12 protein-coding genes are annotated in these 15,721 nt (G+C 70.0%); 2 read left to right on the plus strand and 10 right to left on the minus strand.

What is annotated here, in order from left to right; genetic code table 11:
* Nucleotides 1-40: 40 nt before the first annotated feature.
* The 10 genes from ACFYZR_RS27890 to ACFYZR_RS27935 all read right to left on the minus strand — a co-directional run bounded on the left by ACFYZR_RS27890 (nucleotide 41) and on the right by ACFYZR_RS27935 (nucleotide 12,513).
* Nucleotides 41-532, minus strand: coding sequence for a flavin reductase family protein (locus ACFYZR_RS27890; RefSeq protein WP_391915000.1), 492 nt, complete (start codon nucleotides 530-532; stop codon nucleotides 41-43).
* A 2-nt stretch (nucleotides 533-534) separates the two neighbouring features.
* A complete protein-coding gene (locus ACFYZR_RS27895; protein ID WP_391915002.1) occupies nucleotides 535-1,866 on the minus strand; it encodes an LLM class flavin-dependent oxidoreductase in 1,332 nt (443 codons plus the stop codon).
* 114 nt (nucleotides 1,867-1,980) lie between these two features.
* Nucleotides 1,981-2,940: a D-2-hydroxyacid dehydrogenase family protein gene (locus ACFYZR_RS27900; protein ID WP_391915004.1), complete on the minus strand. Its 960-nt coding sequence runs from the start codon at nucleotides 2,938-2,940 to the stop codon at nucleotides 1,981-1,983.
* Nucleotides 2,937-3,965 (minus strand): mandelate racemase/muconate lactonizing enzyme family protein, encoded by a 1,029-nt coding sequence (locus ACFYZR_RS27905; protein ID WP_391915006.1) that lies wholly within the window; start codon nucleotides 3,963-3,965, stop codon nucleotides 2,937-2,939. Before ACFYZR_RS27905 ends, ACFYZR_RS27900 begins: the two co-directional genes overlap by 4 nt.
* Complete coding sequence (locus ACFYZR_RS27910; protein ID WP_391915008.1) at nucleotides 3,962-5,362, minus strand: DUF6025 family protein; 1,401 nt, start codon at nucleotides 5,360-5,362, stop codon at nucleotides 3,962-3,964. The genes ACFYZR_RS27905 and ACFYZR_RS27910 overlap by 4 nt, the downstream gene beginning before the upstream one ends.
* Nucleotides 5,359-7,920: an aconitate hydratase AcnA gene (acnA, locus tag ACFYZR_RS27915; RefSeq protein ID WP_391915010.1), complete on the minus strand. Its 2,562-nt coding sequence runs from the start codon at nucleotides 7,918-7,920 to the stop codon at nucleotides 5,359-5,361. The genes ACFYZR_RS27910 and acnA overlap by 4 nt, the downstream gene beginning before the upstream one ends.
* Nucleotides 7,917-9,179, minus strand: a complete 1,263-nt coding sequence (locus tag ACFYZR_RS27920) for an MFS transporter (protein ID WP_391915012.1) — start codon at nucleotides 9,177-9,179, stop codon at nucleotides 7,917-7,919. Before ACFYZR_RS27920 ends, acnA begins: the two co-directional genes overlap by 4 nt.
* Nucleotides 9,167-9,493, minus strand: a complete 327-nt coding sequence (locus ACFYZR_RS27925) for a hypothetical protein (protein WP_391915014.1) — start codon at nucleotides 9,491-9,493, stop codon at nucleotides 9,167-9,169. The genes ACFYZR_RS27920 and ACFYZR_RS27925 overlap by 13 nt, the downstream gene beginning before the upstream one ends.
* Nucleotides 9,490-10,896, minus strand: coding sequence for a citrate/2-methylcitrate synthase (locus tag ACFYZR_RS27930; protein WP_391915016.1), 1,407 nt, complete (start codon nucleotides 10,894-10,896; stop codon nucleotides 9,490-9,492). Before ACFYZR_RS27930 ends, ACFYZR_RS27925 begins: the two co-directional genes overlap by 4 nt.
* A gap of 33 nt (nucleotides 10,897-10,929) precedes the next feature.
* Complete coding sequence (locus ACFYZR_RS27935; protein WP_391915018.1) at nucleotides 10,930-12,513, minus strand: amino acid adenylation domain-containing protein; 1,584 nt, start codon at nucleotides 12,511-12,513, stop codon at nucleotides 10,930-10,932.
* Nucleotides 12,514-13,675: 1,162 nt separating this feature from the next.
* Between ACFYZR_RS27935 and ACFYZR_RS27940 the strand changes: the two genes are divergently transcribed.
* Both ACFYZR_RS27940 and ACFYZR_RS27945 read left to right on the plus strand, forming a co-directional pair.
* Complete coding sequence (locus ACFYZR_RS27940) at nucleotides 13,676-14,911, plus strand: acetyl-CoA carboxylase biotin carboxylase subunit family protein (protein WP_391915020.1); 1,236 nt, start codon at nucleotides 13,676-13,678, stop codon at nucleotides 14,909-14,911.
* Nucleotides 14,908-15,273, plus strand: a complete 366-nt coding sequence (locus ACFYZR_RS27945) for a transposase (protein ID WP_391915022.1) — start codon at nucleotides 14,908-14,910, stop codon at nucleotides 15,271-15,273. The genes ACFYZR_RS27940 and ACFYZR_RS27945 overlap by 4 nt, the downstream gene beginning before the upstream one ends.
* Nucleotides 15,274-15,721: the final 448 nt, after the last annotated feature.

Below are 15,721 nucleotides of genomic sequence, written 5' to 3' on the forward strand. Positions count from 1 at the left end.
GCAGGTCCGGGTGGTTCACGGGATCGGGCGGATCAGGGGTTCACGGGTGGGCGGGCACGGCGGTGCCGACGGCGTGCAGTGCCCCGTGCAGGTGGACGAGGCTGTCTCCGGGCGCCCCGCGCTCGGCGTGTTCGACGGACGCGATGACCAGGTGGTGATCACCCACCCGGACCAGCTCGTGGCGCGAGCAGACGAGCCGGGCGAGGCAGCCCTCCAGGAGGGGGACGCCGTGGGGGCCCGGCCGCCAGCGGGTGGGCGGGGCGAACCGTGCGGCGCCCTTGGTGGCGAACCTCTCCGCCAGGCCGGCCTGGTCCCCGCTCAGCACATGGACGCCGTACCACCGGGCGTCGGCGATCCGCGCCCAGGTCGAGGAGGTGGTGGCCAGGGCGAAGGACACCAGGGCGGGTTCGGCGCTCAGGGAGGCGAACGAGGTGATGGTGACCCCGGCGGGCCCCGCCGGACCGGCGGCCGTGAGGACGGCCACGCCCGACGCATGGGCCCGCAGCACCGAGCGCAGGGTTGCGGCGTCCACGGTCACGACGGGTCGCCGGTGGGTGCGAAGTCCGGGCGGGGGAGCCCGAGATGGTCGCGCAGGGTGGTGCCCTCGTAGTCGGTGCGGAACAGCCCCCGCCGCTGAAGCTCGGGCACCACGAGCTCGACGATGTCGTCGAGCCCGTCGGGCAGGTAGCCCGGCATGATGTTGAAGCCGTCCGCCCCGCCCTGGGTGAACCAGGACTCCAGCTCGTCGGCGATGGTCTGCGGCGTGCCCAGCAGGAAGCGGTGCCCGCGACCGCCCGCGACGGACAGGAACAGCTCACGTATGGTCAGGCCCTGGCTCCGGGCCTGTTCGTAGACGAGCTGCTGGCGGCTGGTGCTGCCCTCGGTGGGCGGCAGTTCGGGCAGCGGGCCGTCGAGCGGCAGGTGGGAGATGTCGACGTCGCCGAGGAGCCCGGTGAGCAGGCCGAGCCCCACGACGGGGTCGACGAGGTCCTGCAGGACGGCGTACTTGTCCTCGGCCTCGGCCTGGCTGGACCCGGCGATGATGAAGACACCGGGCATGACCTTGACGTGTTCGGGATCGCGGCCGTGACCGGCGATGCGGTCCTTGATGTCCTTGTAGAAGACCTGCGCCTGGTCGAGGCTCTGCTGAGCGGTGAAGACGACCTCGGCCCAGCGGGCGGCGAAGTCCATGCCGTCACCGGAGGAACCCGCCTGGACGAGGACCGGGTGGCCCTGCGGGGAGCGCGCGACGTTCAGCGGCCCGCGCACGCGGAAGTGCTCGCCCTGGTGGTCGAGGACGTGGAGCCTGCGCGGGTCGAAGTAGCGGCCGGACTCCTTGTCGTAGAGGAAGGCGTCGTCTTCCCAGGAGTCCCACAGGCCGGTGACGACCTCCATGAACTCGCGGGCGCGCTGGTAGCGGGCGGCATGCGGGGGCTGCCGGTCGAGGTTGAAGTTCCGGGCCTCCGCGTCCGTCACGGACGTCACGACGTTCCATCCGGCGCGGCCCGCACTGAGGTGGTCGAGCGAGGCGAACTTCCGCGCGATGTGGAAGGGCTCGTTGTAGGTCGTGGAGGCCGTCGCCGTAAGACCGATGTGCGTGGTGTGCACGGCGAGAGCGGACAGCAGAGTCAGCGGCTCGAAGTGAACCATACGGCCCTGGCGGCTGAGTTCGTCGGCGTCCTTGTAGTGGGTGCGGATACCCGCGCCGTCGGAGAGGAAGATCATGTCGAACTTGCCGCGCTCGGCGGTCTGTACCAGGGAGCGGTAGTAGGCGAAGTCCAGGCCCCCGTCGGGGCGGGCGTTGGGGTGCCGCCAGGCGGCCACGTGGTGTCCGGGCGCCGGCAGGAAGGCCCCGAGGTTCATCATGCGACGGTTTGTGCTCACAGAGTGCTCCGGTGGGGAACGGGTGGGCGGTGGGAGGACGGCCTGATGCGTGCGAGGGTTTCGGCGGGGCGGCCCGTCGACGGCACGGGTCCGGAGTCAGCCGAGGAGGCGGACGGGCGAGCCTGCCAGGAAGGCTTGGACGTCTTCGACGGCCTGGCCGTAATACCTCTCGTAGTTGGCGCGGGTGACATAGCCCAGGTGCGGAGTGGCCAGCAGGCGTGGAGCAGTGCGCATGGGGTGGTCCGCGGGCAGCGGTTCGGTGTCGAAGACATCGACCCCCGCGCCGGCGATGGTCCCGGCGTGCAGGGCGGACAGCAGGGCGTCCTGGTCGACGATGGCGGCCCGTGAGGTGTTGACCAGGTAGGCGGTCGGGCGCATCCGGGCGAGCTCGGCGGCGCCGACCAGGCCGCGGGTGCGGTCGCCCAGGGCGAGGTGGACGGAGACGAAGTCGCTGCTCTCCAGCAGTTCTTCCTTCGTCGCCGCGAGAGCGGTGCCGACCTCGTCCGTGCGTTCCTTGGTGAGGTTCTGGCTCCAGGCGATGACGTCCATGCCGAAGGCCAGGCCCACCTGGGCCACCCGGCTGCCGATCTTGCCCAGCCCCAGCAGGCCCAGGCGGCGGCCGTGCAGGTCCGCTCCGACAGTGGACTGCCAACGGCCGCCTTCCCGGACGGCTTCGGCCTCGGGCACGATGCCCCGAGCCAGACCCAGCAGCAACGCCCAGGTCAGCTCCACCGGCGGAGTCGAAGAACTGGCCGTACCGCACACCGTCACCCCCTGCGCCCTCGCCGCGGCGTAGTCGATGACCGAATTGCGCATCCCCGAGGCGACCAGCAGCCGCAGCCGCGGCAGACGGGCGAGCAATGACGCGGGGAAGGGCACCCGCTCCCGCAAGGTGACCACGATGTCGAACTCCGCCAGGGCCGCGGCCAGTTCGTCCTCGCTGCCGAAATGGTCGGGAAAGGTGACGACGTCGACCTTCCCGGCCAGCGGCGACCAGTCGGCGATGGTGGTCGCCACGGACTGGAAGTCATCAAGTACGGCGCAACGTAGTGTCATGACTGCTCTTCTCCATCGGTGGTGTCGGGTGCGGTCGGGGTCACCCCGAGACCGGGGCCATCGGGCAGCGTGAGCCTTCCGCGGTCGATCCGGAGCCCGCGGAAGGGGTCGTCGACGAGGTCGACATGACCGTCGAGATCGAGATGGTCGGCGAGCGGGGCGAGCTGGGCCATGGCGGTGACGCCGAGCGCGCTTTCGGTCTTGCAGCCGAGCATGACCCGCAGTCCGGCCTGCCGGGCGAGGGTGATGGCCTCCTGGGCGCGACGCAGGCCACCGCACTTGATGAGCTTGATGTTGACGCCGGTGACGCAGCCCCGCAGACGCAGGACGTCCTCGGGGCCGGCGCAGTCCTCGTCCGCGACGATGGGCAGGGGCGCGTTCTCGTGCACATGACGGAGCCGGTCGGCGGGGCCCGGCGGGACGGGCTGTTCCAGCAGCTCGACGCCGTGGCGGTGCAGCTCGCGGGCGACGGCGACGGCTTGCGCGGGGCTCCAGGAGCCGTTGCCGTCCACCCAGATGCGGCCGTCGTAGACCTCGCGCAGGACCCCGGCCCGGCTCCCGTCGTCCTGTGGGGTCAGCTTGAGCTTGAGCACCGGCCAGTGGGCCAGTTCGCGGCCGCGCCGGCGCAGCTCGTCGTCCGTGCCCGCGCCCAGGGAGAGGGCCGTGAGACCGATCGGCAGCCCGTCCAGGCCCAACAGCCTGTGCAGGGGCAGTCCGGCCCGCTTCCCCAGCAGATCGTGCAGGGCCATGTCGACCGCGCAGAGCACGGGGGCACGGACGCCCGCCGAGCGGAGCCGGTCCAGGGTACGGACGAGCTCCAGCGGCCCGGCGTCCTCCAGCAGGGGCAGCGCGGCGTCGAGCTCTTCGGCGCTGGTGGCCCGGGCGGTGCCGTAACCGGTCAGGCCCTCCCAGCGCAGGACCAGCAGCCTCTGCTCGACGTGAGTGGTCACGCCGGTGTTGCTGGTGAACGGCTCGGCCAGGGCCACCGAGAACGGCCGGTGCGATGCCTTCAGCGGAGTTCTCACGCGTTGGCCACCTCCTCGAAAGCGGCCACCACCGCAGACGCCTGACGGAACGTCAGCTCCCGAAACCCTTCTGGCTGTACTGGAGTTGACGGCTCACGGCGGATTCCGTCGCGCGGGACCCCACTGCCGTCACGGAACCTGCCCCGCAGGTAGCCGGAGAATCCCCCGCCGTGCTCCCCGAGCCAGCCGAGCGCGGTGGGGTAGGCGTCGTCCGGGCCCACCGCGCGCACGGTGCGGAAGAGCGCGGCGAGCAGCTCCGCGTCGCGTGGGTCGGTGTCGGCGGGACAGAGCATGAACACCGGGGCCGGGAGCAGCACCACGCACAGCGGCACGGTCTCCGGAAAGGCAGCGGTCAGAGCCGAAGCGATGGCCCGCATGCCGCGCACGGTGGACCTGCTGGAGAAGTAGCCGCCGCGCCGCGGCGGGCAGCCGGCCATCGCCCGCGCTCCCCAGTGCGGGTGGGTGATGTACGGTTCGGCGCTGTCACTCGGGGGTCCGTCCGGGTGGTGGGTGCCGAAGAGGCCGGTCAGAACGCTGGTCAGCAGATGCGAGACCACCGGCAGCACGGGTGGCAACGCCCCGATGCGGGAGGGCAGCTCCTGGGGGTCGGTCAGGGCGCGGAAGGGTTCGAGGGCAGCCTTGGCCAGGGCGTCGGCCGAGCCGTAGAGGTGGCCGTCAAGACGGAATCCACGGCCCTCCGGGAGCAGCTCGCAGCGGCCGACCCGCCCGTCCGGCCGGGCGGCATGACTGACCAGGTTGCCCAGGGCACGGCGCGGGTTGGGCTGGGCGGCCGCCTCCTGGAGGAGATGGGTGAGCATGGCGGTGAACGCCTCGGCGTGCGCCATGACCGCGGACGCCTCGAGCGCGAAGCGGTATCCGGCGAGGGTGCCCATGCGCCGCCAGTGCAGTTCCACCAGTGGGACCAGGCCGCCGTCGATCTCGGTGGCGACGAACGGACAGAACAGCGGGCGGCTGCGGTCGCGGCGGACGAACGCCCGGCCGTCCCAGGTGTACAGGGGCAGCACCCGCCTGCTGCCCCGGTCGACGAGGGACCCGGGCAGGTAGACGGTGTCGCCTCCGGCCGCGGTCTCCCCCTGGGCCTCGGTCTCGGTCTGGGTGAAGCCATAGATGAGTGGATACCCGTGCCCGCCGCCGCAGATGGCGGCGTTGAAATCCATCGGGCCGGAGCGGCCCAGGGCGATGTCCTCCCAGTTGCCCAGGTGTCCGGTGCGCGGGGGCAGCAGGGCCGCATCGCCGTGGACGAGGTCGAGCAGGGTGCCGATGGGCACGTCCCGGGTGCCCAGGTGGACGGAGGCGAAGGACAGGCGGCGGGTGCTGAGCGCATCGGTGTCGACGGCGTCGAGCAGGCCCAGCCCGGCGAGGAGGCGCCCGCTCATGCGCTACCTTCCTCTGCGCCGCCGTCGAGGCGGCCGAGCAGGTACGGCAGGGTGCCTCCCGCGAGGAGAACGTCCCATTCCCCGGCCGACTGCACATCGGCGCGCACGGTCCAGGCGGTACCGTCGGCCACCACCCGCACGGACCCGGTCTCGCGCATCCGGTCCAGGCCCTCCAGCGCGAACTCCTCGTGCCCGGTGAGGCCCAGGCCGGACCAGCTGGTCCCCTCCGGCAGCAGCAGCGGCAGGATGCCCATGGCGCACAGGTTGGTGCGGTGGATGCGCTCGAAGCTCTCGGCCAGAACGGCACGGACGCCGAGCAGCCAGGGGCCCTTGGCGGCCCAGTCGCGTGAGGAACCCTTGCCGTAGTTGCGTCCGGCCAGGACCAGCAGGGGTGTGGCGTCGGCGGCGTACCGCCGGGCGGCCTCGTGGACGGGCAGCAACTCGCCGGTCGGCAGATGAAGCGTCATACCGCCGCTGCCGCCCGGTCCGGTGAGGTGGTTGCGCAGACGTGGGTTGGAGAAGGCGCCGCGGGCCATCACCTCGTGGTTGCCGCGGCGTGAGCCGTAGGAGTTGAAGTCGGTCACGCCGCGCCGGCGCAGATGGAGTCCGGCGGGGGAGTCCGGCGGGATGGCGCCGACCGGGGAGATGTGGTCGGTGCTGACGTCGTCGCCCAGGGCCAGCAGCACCCGGGCGCCGCGCACCGGGGTGTCGGCGGGCCGGGCCGTTCCGACGAAGGAAGGCGGCCGGATGTAGGTGGAGTCCTCGTCCCAGGCGTAGACGGGACCCGGCTGGGCGGGCAGGGCGTCCCAGACCGGATCGGCCGCGGGGGCGGCGGTGAAGAGCTCGGGCTTGATGAACTCGCGTTCCAGCTCGGCGAGTTCCTCGCTGTCGGGCCAGATGTCGGCGAGCATCACGGGTTCGCCGCCACTGAAGCCCAGCGGTTCCCTCTCCAGGTCCCTACGGACGTCCCCGGCCAGGGCGAGGGCGACGACAAGCGCGGGTGAGGCCAGATAGCCGGCCCGTGCCTGGCCGTGGACGCGGGCCTCGAAGTTGCGGTTGCCGCTGAGGACGGCGGCCACGTTCAGCCCGTGCGCGTCGACGGCCTCGCCGATGCCCTTGTTGAGCGGGCCGCTGCCGCCGTTGCAGGTCATGCAGCCGTAGCCGGCCACATGGAAGCCCAGCTTCTCCAGATAGGGCAGCAGTCCGGCGTCCCTCAGATACCGCGTGACGGCACGTGATCCGGGCGACATGCTGGTCTTGACCCGCTCCGGGACGCTCAGGCCACGCTCCACCGCCCGCCGCGCCAGGAGGCCAGCGGCCAGCATGGCCTGCGGGTTGGAGGTGCTGGTGCACGAGGTGATGGAGGCGATCACGATGTCGCCGTCGGACAGCCCGTCGGCGGTGCGCACCGGACCGCCGTGGAAACGGGCGAAGGAGGCGGGCAGACCGGCCAGCTCGATGCGCTGGTCCGGCTGGCTGGGGCCGGCCAGGCTCGGCCGCACGGCGGCGAGGTCGAAGAGGATCTCCCGGCCGAAGCACGGCTCCGGAGCGTCCGCCCGCCGCAGCAGCCCCTGATGCCGGCAGTACGCCTCGGCCAGGGCTATGTCCTCGGTGCGGCGTCCGGTCTGCCGCAGGTAGCGCAGGGTCTCCGTGTCCACCGGGAAGTAGGCGGCCATGGCCCCGTACTCCGGGGCCATGTTGGCGATGGTGCACCGGTCGGCCGCGGTGAGGGCGTCGACGCCGGATCCGGTGAACTCGACGAGCAGGCCGCGGACGTTCTCCTCGCGCAGTCGCTGGGTGAGGGTGAGCACCACATCGGTCGGTGAGACGCCGGGCCGGACGGTGCCGGTGAGGCGGATTCCGACGATCGGCGGGATGCGGATGGGCTGGGCGAGGCCCAGCATCAAGGCTTCCGCCTCCAGCCCGCCCGTGCCCCAGCCGAGCACGCCCAGTCCGTTGACCATGGTGGTGTGGCTGTCGGTGCCGATGACGGTGTCGGGCAGCAGCAGCCCGTCGGCGCCCGAGGCGACGACCGTGGCGAGCCGTTCCAGGTTCACCTGGTGGACGATGCCCTGGCCCGGAGGGATGACCCGCAGCCCGTCGAAGGCGCCCCGGGCCCACTTGAGGAAGGCGTAGCGCTCCGCGTTGCGGGCGTGTTCGAGCGCTTCGTTGTGCGCCCGCGCGTCCGGGCGCCCGGCCAGGTCGGCCTGTACGGAGTGGTCCACGACGACGTCGACGGGCAGCACCGGGTTGACGCGCTCGGGCCGGTCCACGCGGTCGCGCAGGGCGGCGAGGTCGACCAGCAGCGGAATGCCCGTGTAGTCCTGCATGACGATGCGGGCCGGGCGGAAGGCCATCTCCAGCTCCGCGTCCCGGCCCGCGGCCAGCCGCGTCGCCAGGGTGACGGCCGTTTCCGTGTCGCCGTCGCGCAGCAGCGATTCCAGCAGGACCCGGCCGCTGTAGGGCACGGCGGCGAGATCGGCGCCGTGCTCGGCGGCGAACGCCGGCAGGCTGGCGAGCCGGACCTCACGCCCGGCGAGCCGCTCCCTGGTGATCATGTGGCAGTCACTTCTCTCTCGTCCCCCGATGTCGCGTCGGACGCCTTGCTCCCGCCCGCGCCGTCCGTTTCCCCGCCGTGTCCCGCGACGACCCCCGCCATGAGCAGGTAGGCGGCCACGACGACCGCGGCCGCCGACAGGGCGAGCGCCAGTGAGCGCGCCTCCAGGCGGGAGATCACCGGCACCAGGGCGGCCGAGACGGCGGCCGTGGCCAGGTTGCGGGCGTTGCCGATCCGGCCGCGTACGGCCCGTCCGGCCCTCAGTTGCAGCGTCGTGGTCACCGTCGTCCACGACAGGGTGCTGCAGGCGCCCAGGAGCAGCGCGAGGCCGATGGCGGCCGGGCCGCCGGGCCCGGCCGCCAGGGCCGCGAAGCACAGGGCCTGCCCGGCCAGCCCGGTCCGCACCGTGCCGGCGGCGCCCAGCCGGGCACCGACCGGGCCGAGAGCGGGCGCGGTGCTGATCGCGCCGACGGCGAAGGCGCAGTCCATCGCCGACAGCCAGTAGGCGCTGTCGCCGAAGTCCCGGGCGACGACGGCGAAGAGCAGCAGATTGAACAGCACGACGGCGACGTTGTCCGCCGTGCCCAGGAACAGATGACGGGCGAAGCCGCGCTCCGTGCGCAGCAGGGCGACGACCGGGCCCCAGCCGGATCCGGCCTTCTGCTCCCCGGCTGCCGCACCCTCGGGGCGCGGCAGCCGGGCGGCGGTGATGGCCACGCCCGACACGAGGAAGCCGAGTCCGGTGACCATGAAGCAGCCCGAGGCGCTCCAGCCCTGAATGATCACGCCGGCGGCGGCGCCGCCGAGCAGCGCGCCGCCCTGCTGGGCGATGTTGGAGTAGGCGTTGAAGGAGCCCAGTGCCGCACCGGGCATGACCGCCGGGGCCAGCGAGAAGATCGCACCGCGGTAGAACGGCTGGCCCGCCTTGATGCAGAACGACATCGCCATGATCCAGCCCAGCGGGCTGGGCCCGGTCAGCATCACCGCGCCGATGGCGACCAGCGCGGCGCCGCGCCCCAGCTCGATGACGGTGCAGATGCGCCGGGGGTCGCCCCGGTCCACCCACGGCCCCGCCACCAGCGGGACGGTGAAGGTGAGGACCTGTTCGACGATCAGCACGATGCCGAACGCGGCGATCGAGCCGGTCCGGTCGTACAACAGCTTTCCGGCGGCCAGCGTCTGCATGCCGCCGCCGATGCTGGTCGCGGTGGTCCCGGCGAGCAGCCACCGGCCGGTCCGGCCCAGGCTCACCCCCCGCATGTCGCCACGTCCCTCGGCTTCTCGGCCGCCGCCCGGCTGCGCTCCACGGCCTCGGCGAGCGGGGCCACGAACGTCACGGCGGCCGAACGGGACGCCTCGACGACGAAGCCGGGCACCACGGGCCCTCCTGTCACCTGGCGGATCCACGCGGGGTCCAGGTCGATGCGTAAGGCGAGCTCAACGCGTTCCAAGGGCCCCGACGTGTCCAGGACACGCGGCCCGGACTCATCGACGACGCTCTGCCGCAGGCCGTAGGGGTGCGCCTCGGCGGGCGTCCGCCGCGACCGGCCGTCACACAGCAGGTGCCGGCTCACGCGGTGCTTCCCGGGTAGGAACGGGTACGTGGGCCGTTGTAGCGGAGCAGGGGGCGGATGAGCACGTTGTTGGCGTGCTGCTCCAGGACCTGCGCGACCCACCCGGCGGTCCGCCCGACGACGAACAGGGGTACCGCCAGGTCATCCGGCAGGCCGAGCAGACGGTAGGCAAGCCCGGCGTACAGGTCCACATTGGGCGCGACTCCGTGCCGGGCGTACGGGCGCATGGCGGCGGCGATCGCGTCCAGGGTGTCCAATCCACGGGTGTCCCCGCGCTCCCGGCTCAACTCCACGACGGTGGCCCGCAGATGGCGCACCCGTGGGTCCTCGGTGCGGTAGACCCGGTGTCCGAAGCCCATGACCCGGTCACCACGGCCCTGTACCTCACGCACATAACGTTCGGCGTCCGCGGGCCCGTCCACCTCGTCGATCAGCCGGACCACGCGCTCGGCCGCGCCGCCGTGCAGCGAACCGCTGAACGTGGCCATGGCGGCGGTGATCGCGGCGATCATGCTCGCCCGGCTGCCTGTGGCGATGCGGGCGGTGAACGCGGACGCGTTGGAACTGTGGTCCGCGTGGACGATCAGGCCCTTGTTCATGAACCGGACGGCGGCAGGGCTCGGCCCAGCACCCAGCAGGGCCGTCAGGAAGCCCTCCGTGAACGGCACGTCCTCCGACGGCAGAAGGGGCTCCTGACCCTGGCGGTAGGCATGATGGGCGGCGACGAGCAGCGGGACGCGGGCCAGCAGCGTGATCCCCGCCTCCAACGCCTCCTCGTACGTCTCGTCCGCCGACGCGTCACGCCGCGGCTCATAGGCGCCCAGCGCCGAGACGCAGGTCCGCAGCGCCTCCACCGGGTGGGCATGGGCCAGACCACGGGCAAGAGCCAGGACCTCGGCCGGCACGGCACGCCGGGCCCGCAGCTCCTTGTCGAAGGCTTCCAGCTGGTAGGCGTCCGGCAGTTCACCGTGTATCAAGAGGTGGGCCACCTCTGTGTACGAGGCGTGCTCGGCCAGGTCGTGGATGCCGTATCCGCGGTACTCCATTACGCCCTCGGCCCCGTCGATCCGGGTGATGGCGGTGTGGTCGAAGCTGACACCCTCCAGGCCACGGTGAACGGCGACCTCGTCCGGCTGCTGCTCCGGCCGGGGTGTGGCCGGCTCCGCCACACTCCTCGAATCCCCCTGTTGCCGGGCGGCGAACGCGCGGATCTCCTCCACCGAGCGCAGCTCCAGGGTGAGTTCATCATCCACCGTGATGCCGTAGGCGTTCTCCAACGCCACCATCAGCGTCACATGGCCGAGGGAGTCCCACTCCCTGATGGACTGGTATTCCAGGTCGGCGGTGACCCTGTCCTCGTCGATTCTGAGCGTGTGCGCGATCAGACGGTCGACGCTGTTCATGTTCTTCCCCCTGGACTTGAGACGTGCGGGAGGTCAGACGGCCGCGGCGGGAGTGCCGAACCGGGAGCGCAGAGCCTGCCGGTCGGCCTTGCCGTTGCCGTTGACGGGCATCTGGTCGATGAGGTGCACGGCCCTGGGCACCATGTACGCGGGCAACCGGGCGCCGAGGGCGTCGGCGAGACCGGCGGGGTCGTCCGCTCCCGTGACGACGGCGACGAGCGCGTCCTCGTCGGGCAGGTGGAGGCAGACGGCCTCGGCGCAGCCGGCCCGGCGCAATGCCGCCTCGATCTCGCCGAGTTCGACGCGGTATCCACCGACCTTCACCTGCTGGTCGTCGCGGCCCAGATGGACGTAGTGACCGTCCTGGAAGCGCACCATGTCCCCGGTGCGGTAGTACCTCCGGCCGTTGCGCTCGAAGAACCTCTCGGCCGTCAGCGCGGAGTCCTGCCAGTATCCGGGCACCGTCTGCGGGCCCGCCATGCACAGCTCACCGGTCTCACCGGTGGCCACCGGCTCCAGCCGCTCGTCCACGACCAACGGGTCCAGCCCCGGGAAGGGCAGCCCGATGGGGACGTTGCCGTGCACGCACGATGCGGCCCCGGCGACCGGATCCCAGCGGTGCGCGGTGCAGGCGATGGTGAGCTCGGTAGGACCGTACAGGTTTTCCACCACTGACCCCGGAGCTGCCGCTTGCCACGCCTCGGCGGCCTCCTGCGGCAGAGCCTCACCGCAGAAAAGGCTCCACCGCAGCGTCGGCATCCGGCCCGGCGTCAGCGAACCACGCCTGCGCAGTACGGCCACGACCGATGGCACCGAGAACCAGACGGTGACCTCATTGCGCTCCAGATAACGAAAGGGCGCCAAAAGCTCGATGGAGTCCATCGCGCAGACTCGGGCGCCGTGCTCCCATGCCATGAAGAGGTCGAAGACCGACAGGTCGAAGGTTTGGTCGAAGGTCTGGCTCAACCGGTCATCAGGCGTGATCCCGTACCGGGCCTGCGCCGCGCCGAGGAAGGCCCGCACATTGCCATGGGTCACCGGGACACCCTTTGGGACACCGGTGCTACCAGAAGTGAACAACAGATACGCAAGCCCATCCGCCGGCACCGCCGCAGGCGCCACAAGCGGCACTGTGCTCGCAAGATCACTCGCCGTATACGCACCCCGTGCACCCGCCGCGACAATCTCCCCACGGACCGAGGCGTCGCTCTGCGGCAGCAGAACGAGCGGCTTGCGCTCCATCCCTCGTAGCACCTCGGGGAGTTGAGGCAGCGAACCCTCGTCGACGATCAGCGCGTCCAGATCTGCACGGTCCGCCATCGCACGCGTACGATCCACGGGAAAACGCCGGTTGAGCGGAACAAATGCCGCTCCGGCATACAGTGCTGCCAGAACCCCCAGGTACGAAACCTCACTACGGTGCGCAAGGATTCCGACGCGACGAGGCTGAGCCCCATTGGCGTCAAGGATGAGGGCGGCCCATCGTAAGGCGGTTTCAGCGGCTTCCGCATAGGTGATGTCGCGCTTGCCCAGCGTAAGGGCGACCCCATCGGGCCGATGCCGCGCATGATCAAGAAGTCCCGCACCGAGAACGGAACGTGGTGAGTTACGTTTCATGTCTCCCCCCGAGACCTGATGCCCCCAAGGCGTTGATCGTCATCGCTGTGCCGTCGAGGCCGGCCGTTGAGCTCCCGGCGCACCCGCGAGGTGATCTCAGGCGCATGGGAATGGAAAATAGAGCCGTTGGTGACTTCCTTGTGCGCCATGCCCCCCGAAATGCGGACTGCGCATCGATTTCATGAAATCACGGCTGCCGAGGATGATGGATAATGCGGAATGGGTGCTGTCGCAAGTCGAGCACCACAAGCCGTGAAGGTCTCGCACCGCTGAAGGTTCATTGCTCGGTGTCACCTGCAGGCTGTGCCCCAGGACGGCGTTGAGCTTTTATTCAAGCGGGCATGTCGCAGGGGTCAAGGACCGACACGACCGGTCGCTATCACCGGTTCAGCCGATAACCGATGGAGTGTCACGAAAGATTGAGGCCAGAGCATCCCTCGATGGCCGCAAACTGGAGTACGTCATTTCCCTGTTTGGCTGCACGGTTATCGCTTTCCCCCTTGGGTAAGGGTCTCTCAAAGAGCCTTACCCGCCCTGTGCCTTTCCAGGCGCATCCGACCCGTCGGACGCCAGGCATCGAATGTTTGGTCGTTCATTCGGCGAGTGCGCACTGATTTCGATGGCTGTGGCAGCGTTCCACGCCGAAGATCGCTTCGCAACGGTGACGCTGATCACAGCTTCGCCGGGATTCCATTCGGAACGCTGGACGATCCGGGCGGACTCGCCTGTGGCAGGTTGCCCCGCTCGCCGAAATGTTCCATATGATCAGTTATGGCGGTCATTGGTGTCGGTGTTGCGATATGGCACATCTGACCCTGTGCTCAAGTGGGCCGGGTGAGCGTTGACAAGATCGCAAGTCGCCCGGTAATAAAGTCTCCGACGGAATCAGCCGCTTGAGGTGGAACACCTCGGGCGAATAAATCGTTTGACGTCTCACGGTTTGACGGCACGCGGCTTGGCCGCCCTTTCCGTCCGCAGTGCGGGTGGCCGAGGAGTGTGGGCCGAGGATATTTCCTGTGTGAGCATCCAGGGGATCGCTCCGACTCTCTCCCGAAAGGGCTTCGGAATCCATTCTTCCGGTTCCGGAAGAATGTGGCTCGGGAAACCGATGTTTATCGGCTCTACGCAGGTCAGTCAGCGATCTACGGATAGGCTTGAGCGAATGTCCACCAATGTGTTTACCCGGGTTCTGATGATCGGCTGGTGTGCCCCGGCGTTCGTGGCGCTGAACGACCACCAGGCCCGCGTGGCAACCGTGATCGAGGCCAGGCACCTGGGCGATGCCCAGGCCCATGACCCGGACGGAACCTTCGTGGTCGTGCCTGACACCGGCGATGCCGAGCAAGTGCTGGCCGGCCTGGCCAGAGCCCGCATCGCGCTCGATGGATTCGACGTCGTATGCACGATCGGCGAGTTCCCGCTCGTCGCTGCGGCGCTGCTTGCCGAGCAGAGCAAAGCAGTCGGCATGCGGGTCTCCACCGCGATCGCATTGCGTGACAAATTCGTTCAGAAGCGGCTTGTCCGCGAGGCGGGGCTTCCGGTGGCCCAGGCGCGGGTGGCGAACCTCCTGTCCGATCTCGACGGCGAGCAGCTGACCTACCCGATCGTGGTGAAGCCGCTCACCGGTGCCGGTGCGAAGGACACCCACATCGTCTCCAACCCGCTGGAGCTGGAGTCCCTCGCCGCAGGCGACCAGAAGTCTCGTCGCGGCCCATGGCTGGTGGAGGAGTTCATCGAGGGGGAAGAGCTCCACCTCGACGGCGTCGTCCGCTCCGGGGCCATTCGGGCCCTCTCCGTATCGCGCTACGTGCAGAATGTGATCGACATCAAGTCGGGCGGTCTGGTCGGATCCGCTGTGATCGACCCCGATCAGAGCCCGGACCTCTACGCAAAGGCCGAGGCTCTGGTCTCCGCAGCGCTCGAGGCTTTCGGCCACGGAGACGGAATCTTCCATGCCGAAGCCTTCGAGAAGGACGGCACGCTCGTCTTCAGCGAATGCGGCGGCCGCTTGGGCGGAGGAATGATCCAGGAGACCGTGCTGCGACGTTTTGGCGTCAACCTGTCCGATGAATGGGCTCGGGCGGTGCTGGACCTGCCCCCGGGGCAGCCGGCTCAACCCAGTACCCTGCAGTGCGGCTGGATACAACTGCCGGCACCGGTCGGCGTGGCGCAGCACGTGCCCCAGCAGTCGGAGGTCCTGGAGCAGCCCGGCTGCCTGGAGGCGACCATCATCCTTACTCCGGGTTCCGAGACTCCGGACTTCAGCACGGCGTCGAATGTGAGGGCCGGGCGCGTCGTCGTCGGCGGCGCCAGTGAGGAGCAGGTGCGGGAACGGCTCCTCGCCCTCGCCGCATGGTTCTCGGATTCGGTGGTCGTGCAAGCGGGGGAACCTGCGTGACGCACGACGTGGTGGGCGTCGGTCCGGACACGGCCGTCACCTTGCTGACCACGGTGGGGGACAACCCGGAACGTCTGGCCGGCGAGGCGTCGTCTGCCGCGCTGTGCGGAGTCAGCCCCGAATGTTCCTCCGGGAGTCGGCACTGCCATCGCCTCAACCGTGTCGGCGACCGGCAGGCGAACGTCGCCCTGCACCGGATCGTGCAGACCCGGCTGCGCTTCGACCCGCGTACCCAGGACTACTACGAACGCCGCCTCAAAGAGGGGAAGACCCGCAACGAGGTCGTCCGGTGCCTCAAACGCTACGTTGCCCGAGAGGTCTTCCACCTGGTCCAGCCCACATCCTCACAGCCCCCGCTATAGGGGCAGCCGTGAGAGATGAGAGGGTCTGACGGGTGAGCGAGAGACCACCGAACACCCTGCAGTACCGCGTTGACGGGCCAGAAGACGCCCCAGTCCTGGTCCTGGGGCCCGCGCTGGGTACCACATGGCACAGGTGGGCGAAACCGTCTTCTGGCGTCCACGTGGTCCAGATCGGGAGCGTTTGAGCGAGTTCGGATCTTGTCGTCCAGGCCCGTCAATGCTGTTGGTGACTCGGGCGTGACAGATGTTGCCCCCGTCGGCTAGTTCGGCGGGGGTTCTGTCTTCCCGGGCCGATGGTGCGGCGCTGGTCGGCTGCGGTTCGGGAGTAGATGCTCTCGGTAGGTCGGGGCGGTGCAAGAATTCGAACAACTGTGGGCATCGTGGCGCGGGATGGCTGAGGTCGGAGTTGCCCGTACGCGACCTGTTGTGGATGCAAATTATGCAGCGA

Source organism: Streptomyces sp. NPDC001678, from assembly GCF_042892945.1.
In the GTDB taxonomy this organism is placed as follows: domain Bacteria; phylum Actinomycetota; class Actinomycetes; order Streptomycetales; family Streptomycetaceae; genus Streptomyces.

What these genes read in the sequence shown, in the direction of transcription:
- ACFYZR_RS27895 (WP_391915002.1), bottom strand. Translation starts at nt 1,866, where the DNA reads ATGATGAACCTCGGGGCCTTCCTGCCGGCGCCCGGACACCACGTGGCC.
- ACFYZR_RS27900 (WP_391915004.1), bottom strand. Translation starts at nt 2,940, where the DNA reads ATGACACTACGTTGCGCCGTACTTGATGACTTCCAGTCCGTGGCGACC.
- ACFYZR_RS27910 (WP_391915008.1), bottom strand. Translation starts at nt 5,362, where the DNA reads ATGAGCGGGCGCCTCCTCGCCGGGCTGGGCCTGCTCGACGCCGTCGAC.
- acnA (WP_391915010.1), bottom strand. Translation starts at nt 7,920, where the DNA reads ATGATCACCAGGGAGCGGCTCGCCGGGCGTGAGGTCCGGCTCGCCAGC.
- ACFYZR_RS27920 (WP_391915012.1), bottom strand. Translation starts at nt 9,179, where the DNA reads ATGCGGGGGGTGAGCCTGGGCCGGACCGGCCGGTGGCTGCTCGCCGGG.
- ACFYZR_RS27930 (WP_391915016.1), bottom strand. Translation starts at nt 10,896, where the DNA reads ATGAACAGCGTCGACCGTCTGATCGCGCACACGCTCAGAATCGACGAG.
- ACFYZR_RS27935 (WP_391915018.1), bottom strand. Translation starts at nt 12,513, where the DNA reads ATGAAACGTAACTCACCACGTTCCGTTCTCGGTGCGGGACTTCTTGAT.
- ACFYZR_RS27940 (WP_391915020.1), top strand. Translation starts at nt 13,676, where the DNA reads ATGTCCACCAATGTGTTTACCCGGGTTCTGATGATCGGCTGGTGTGCC.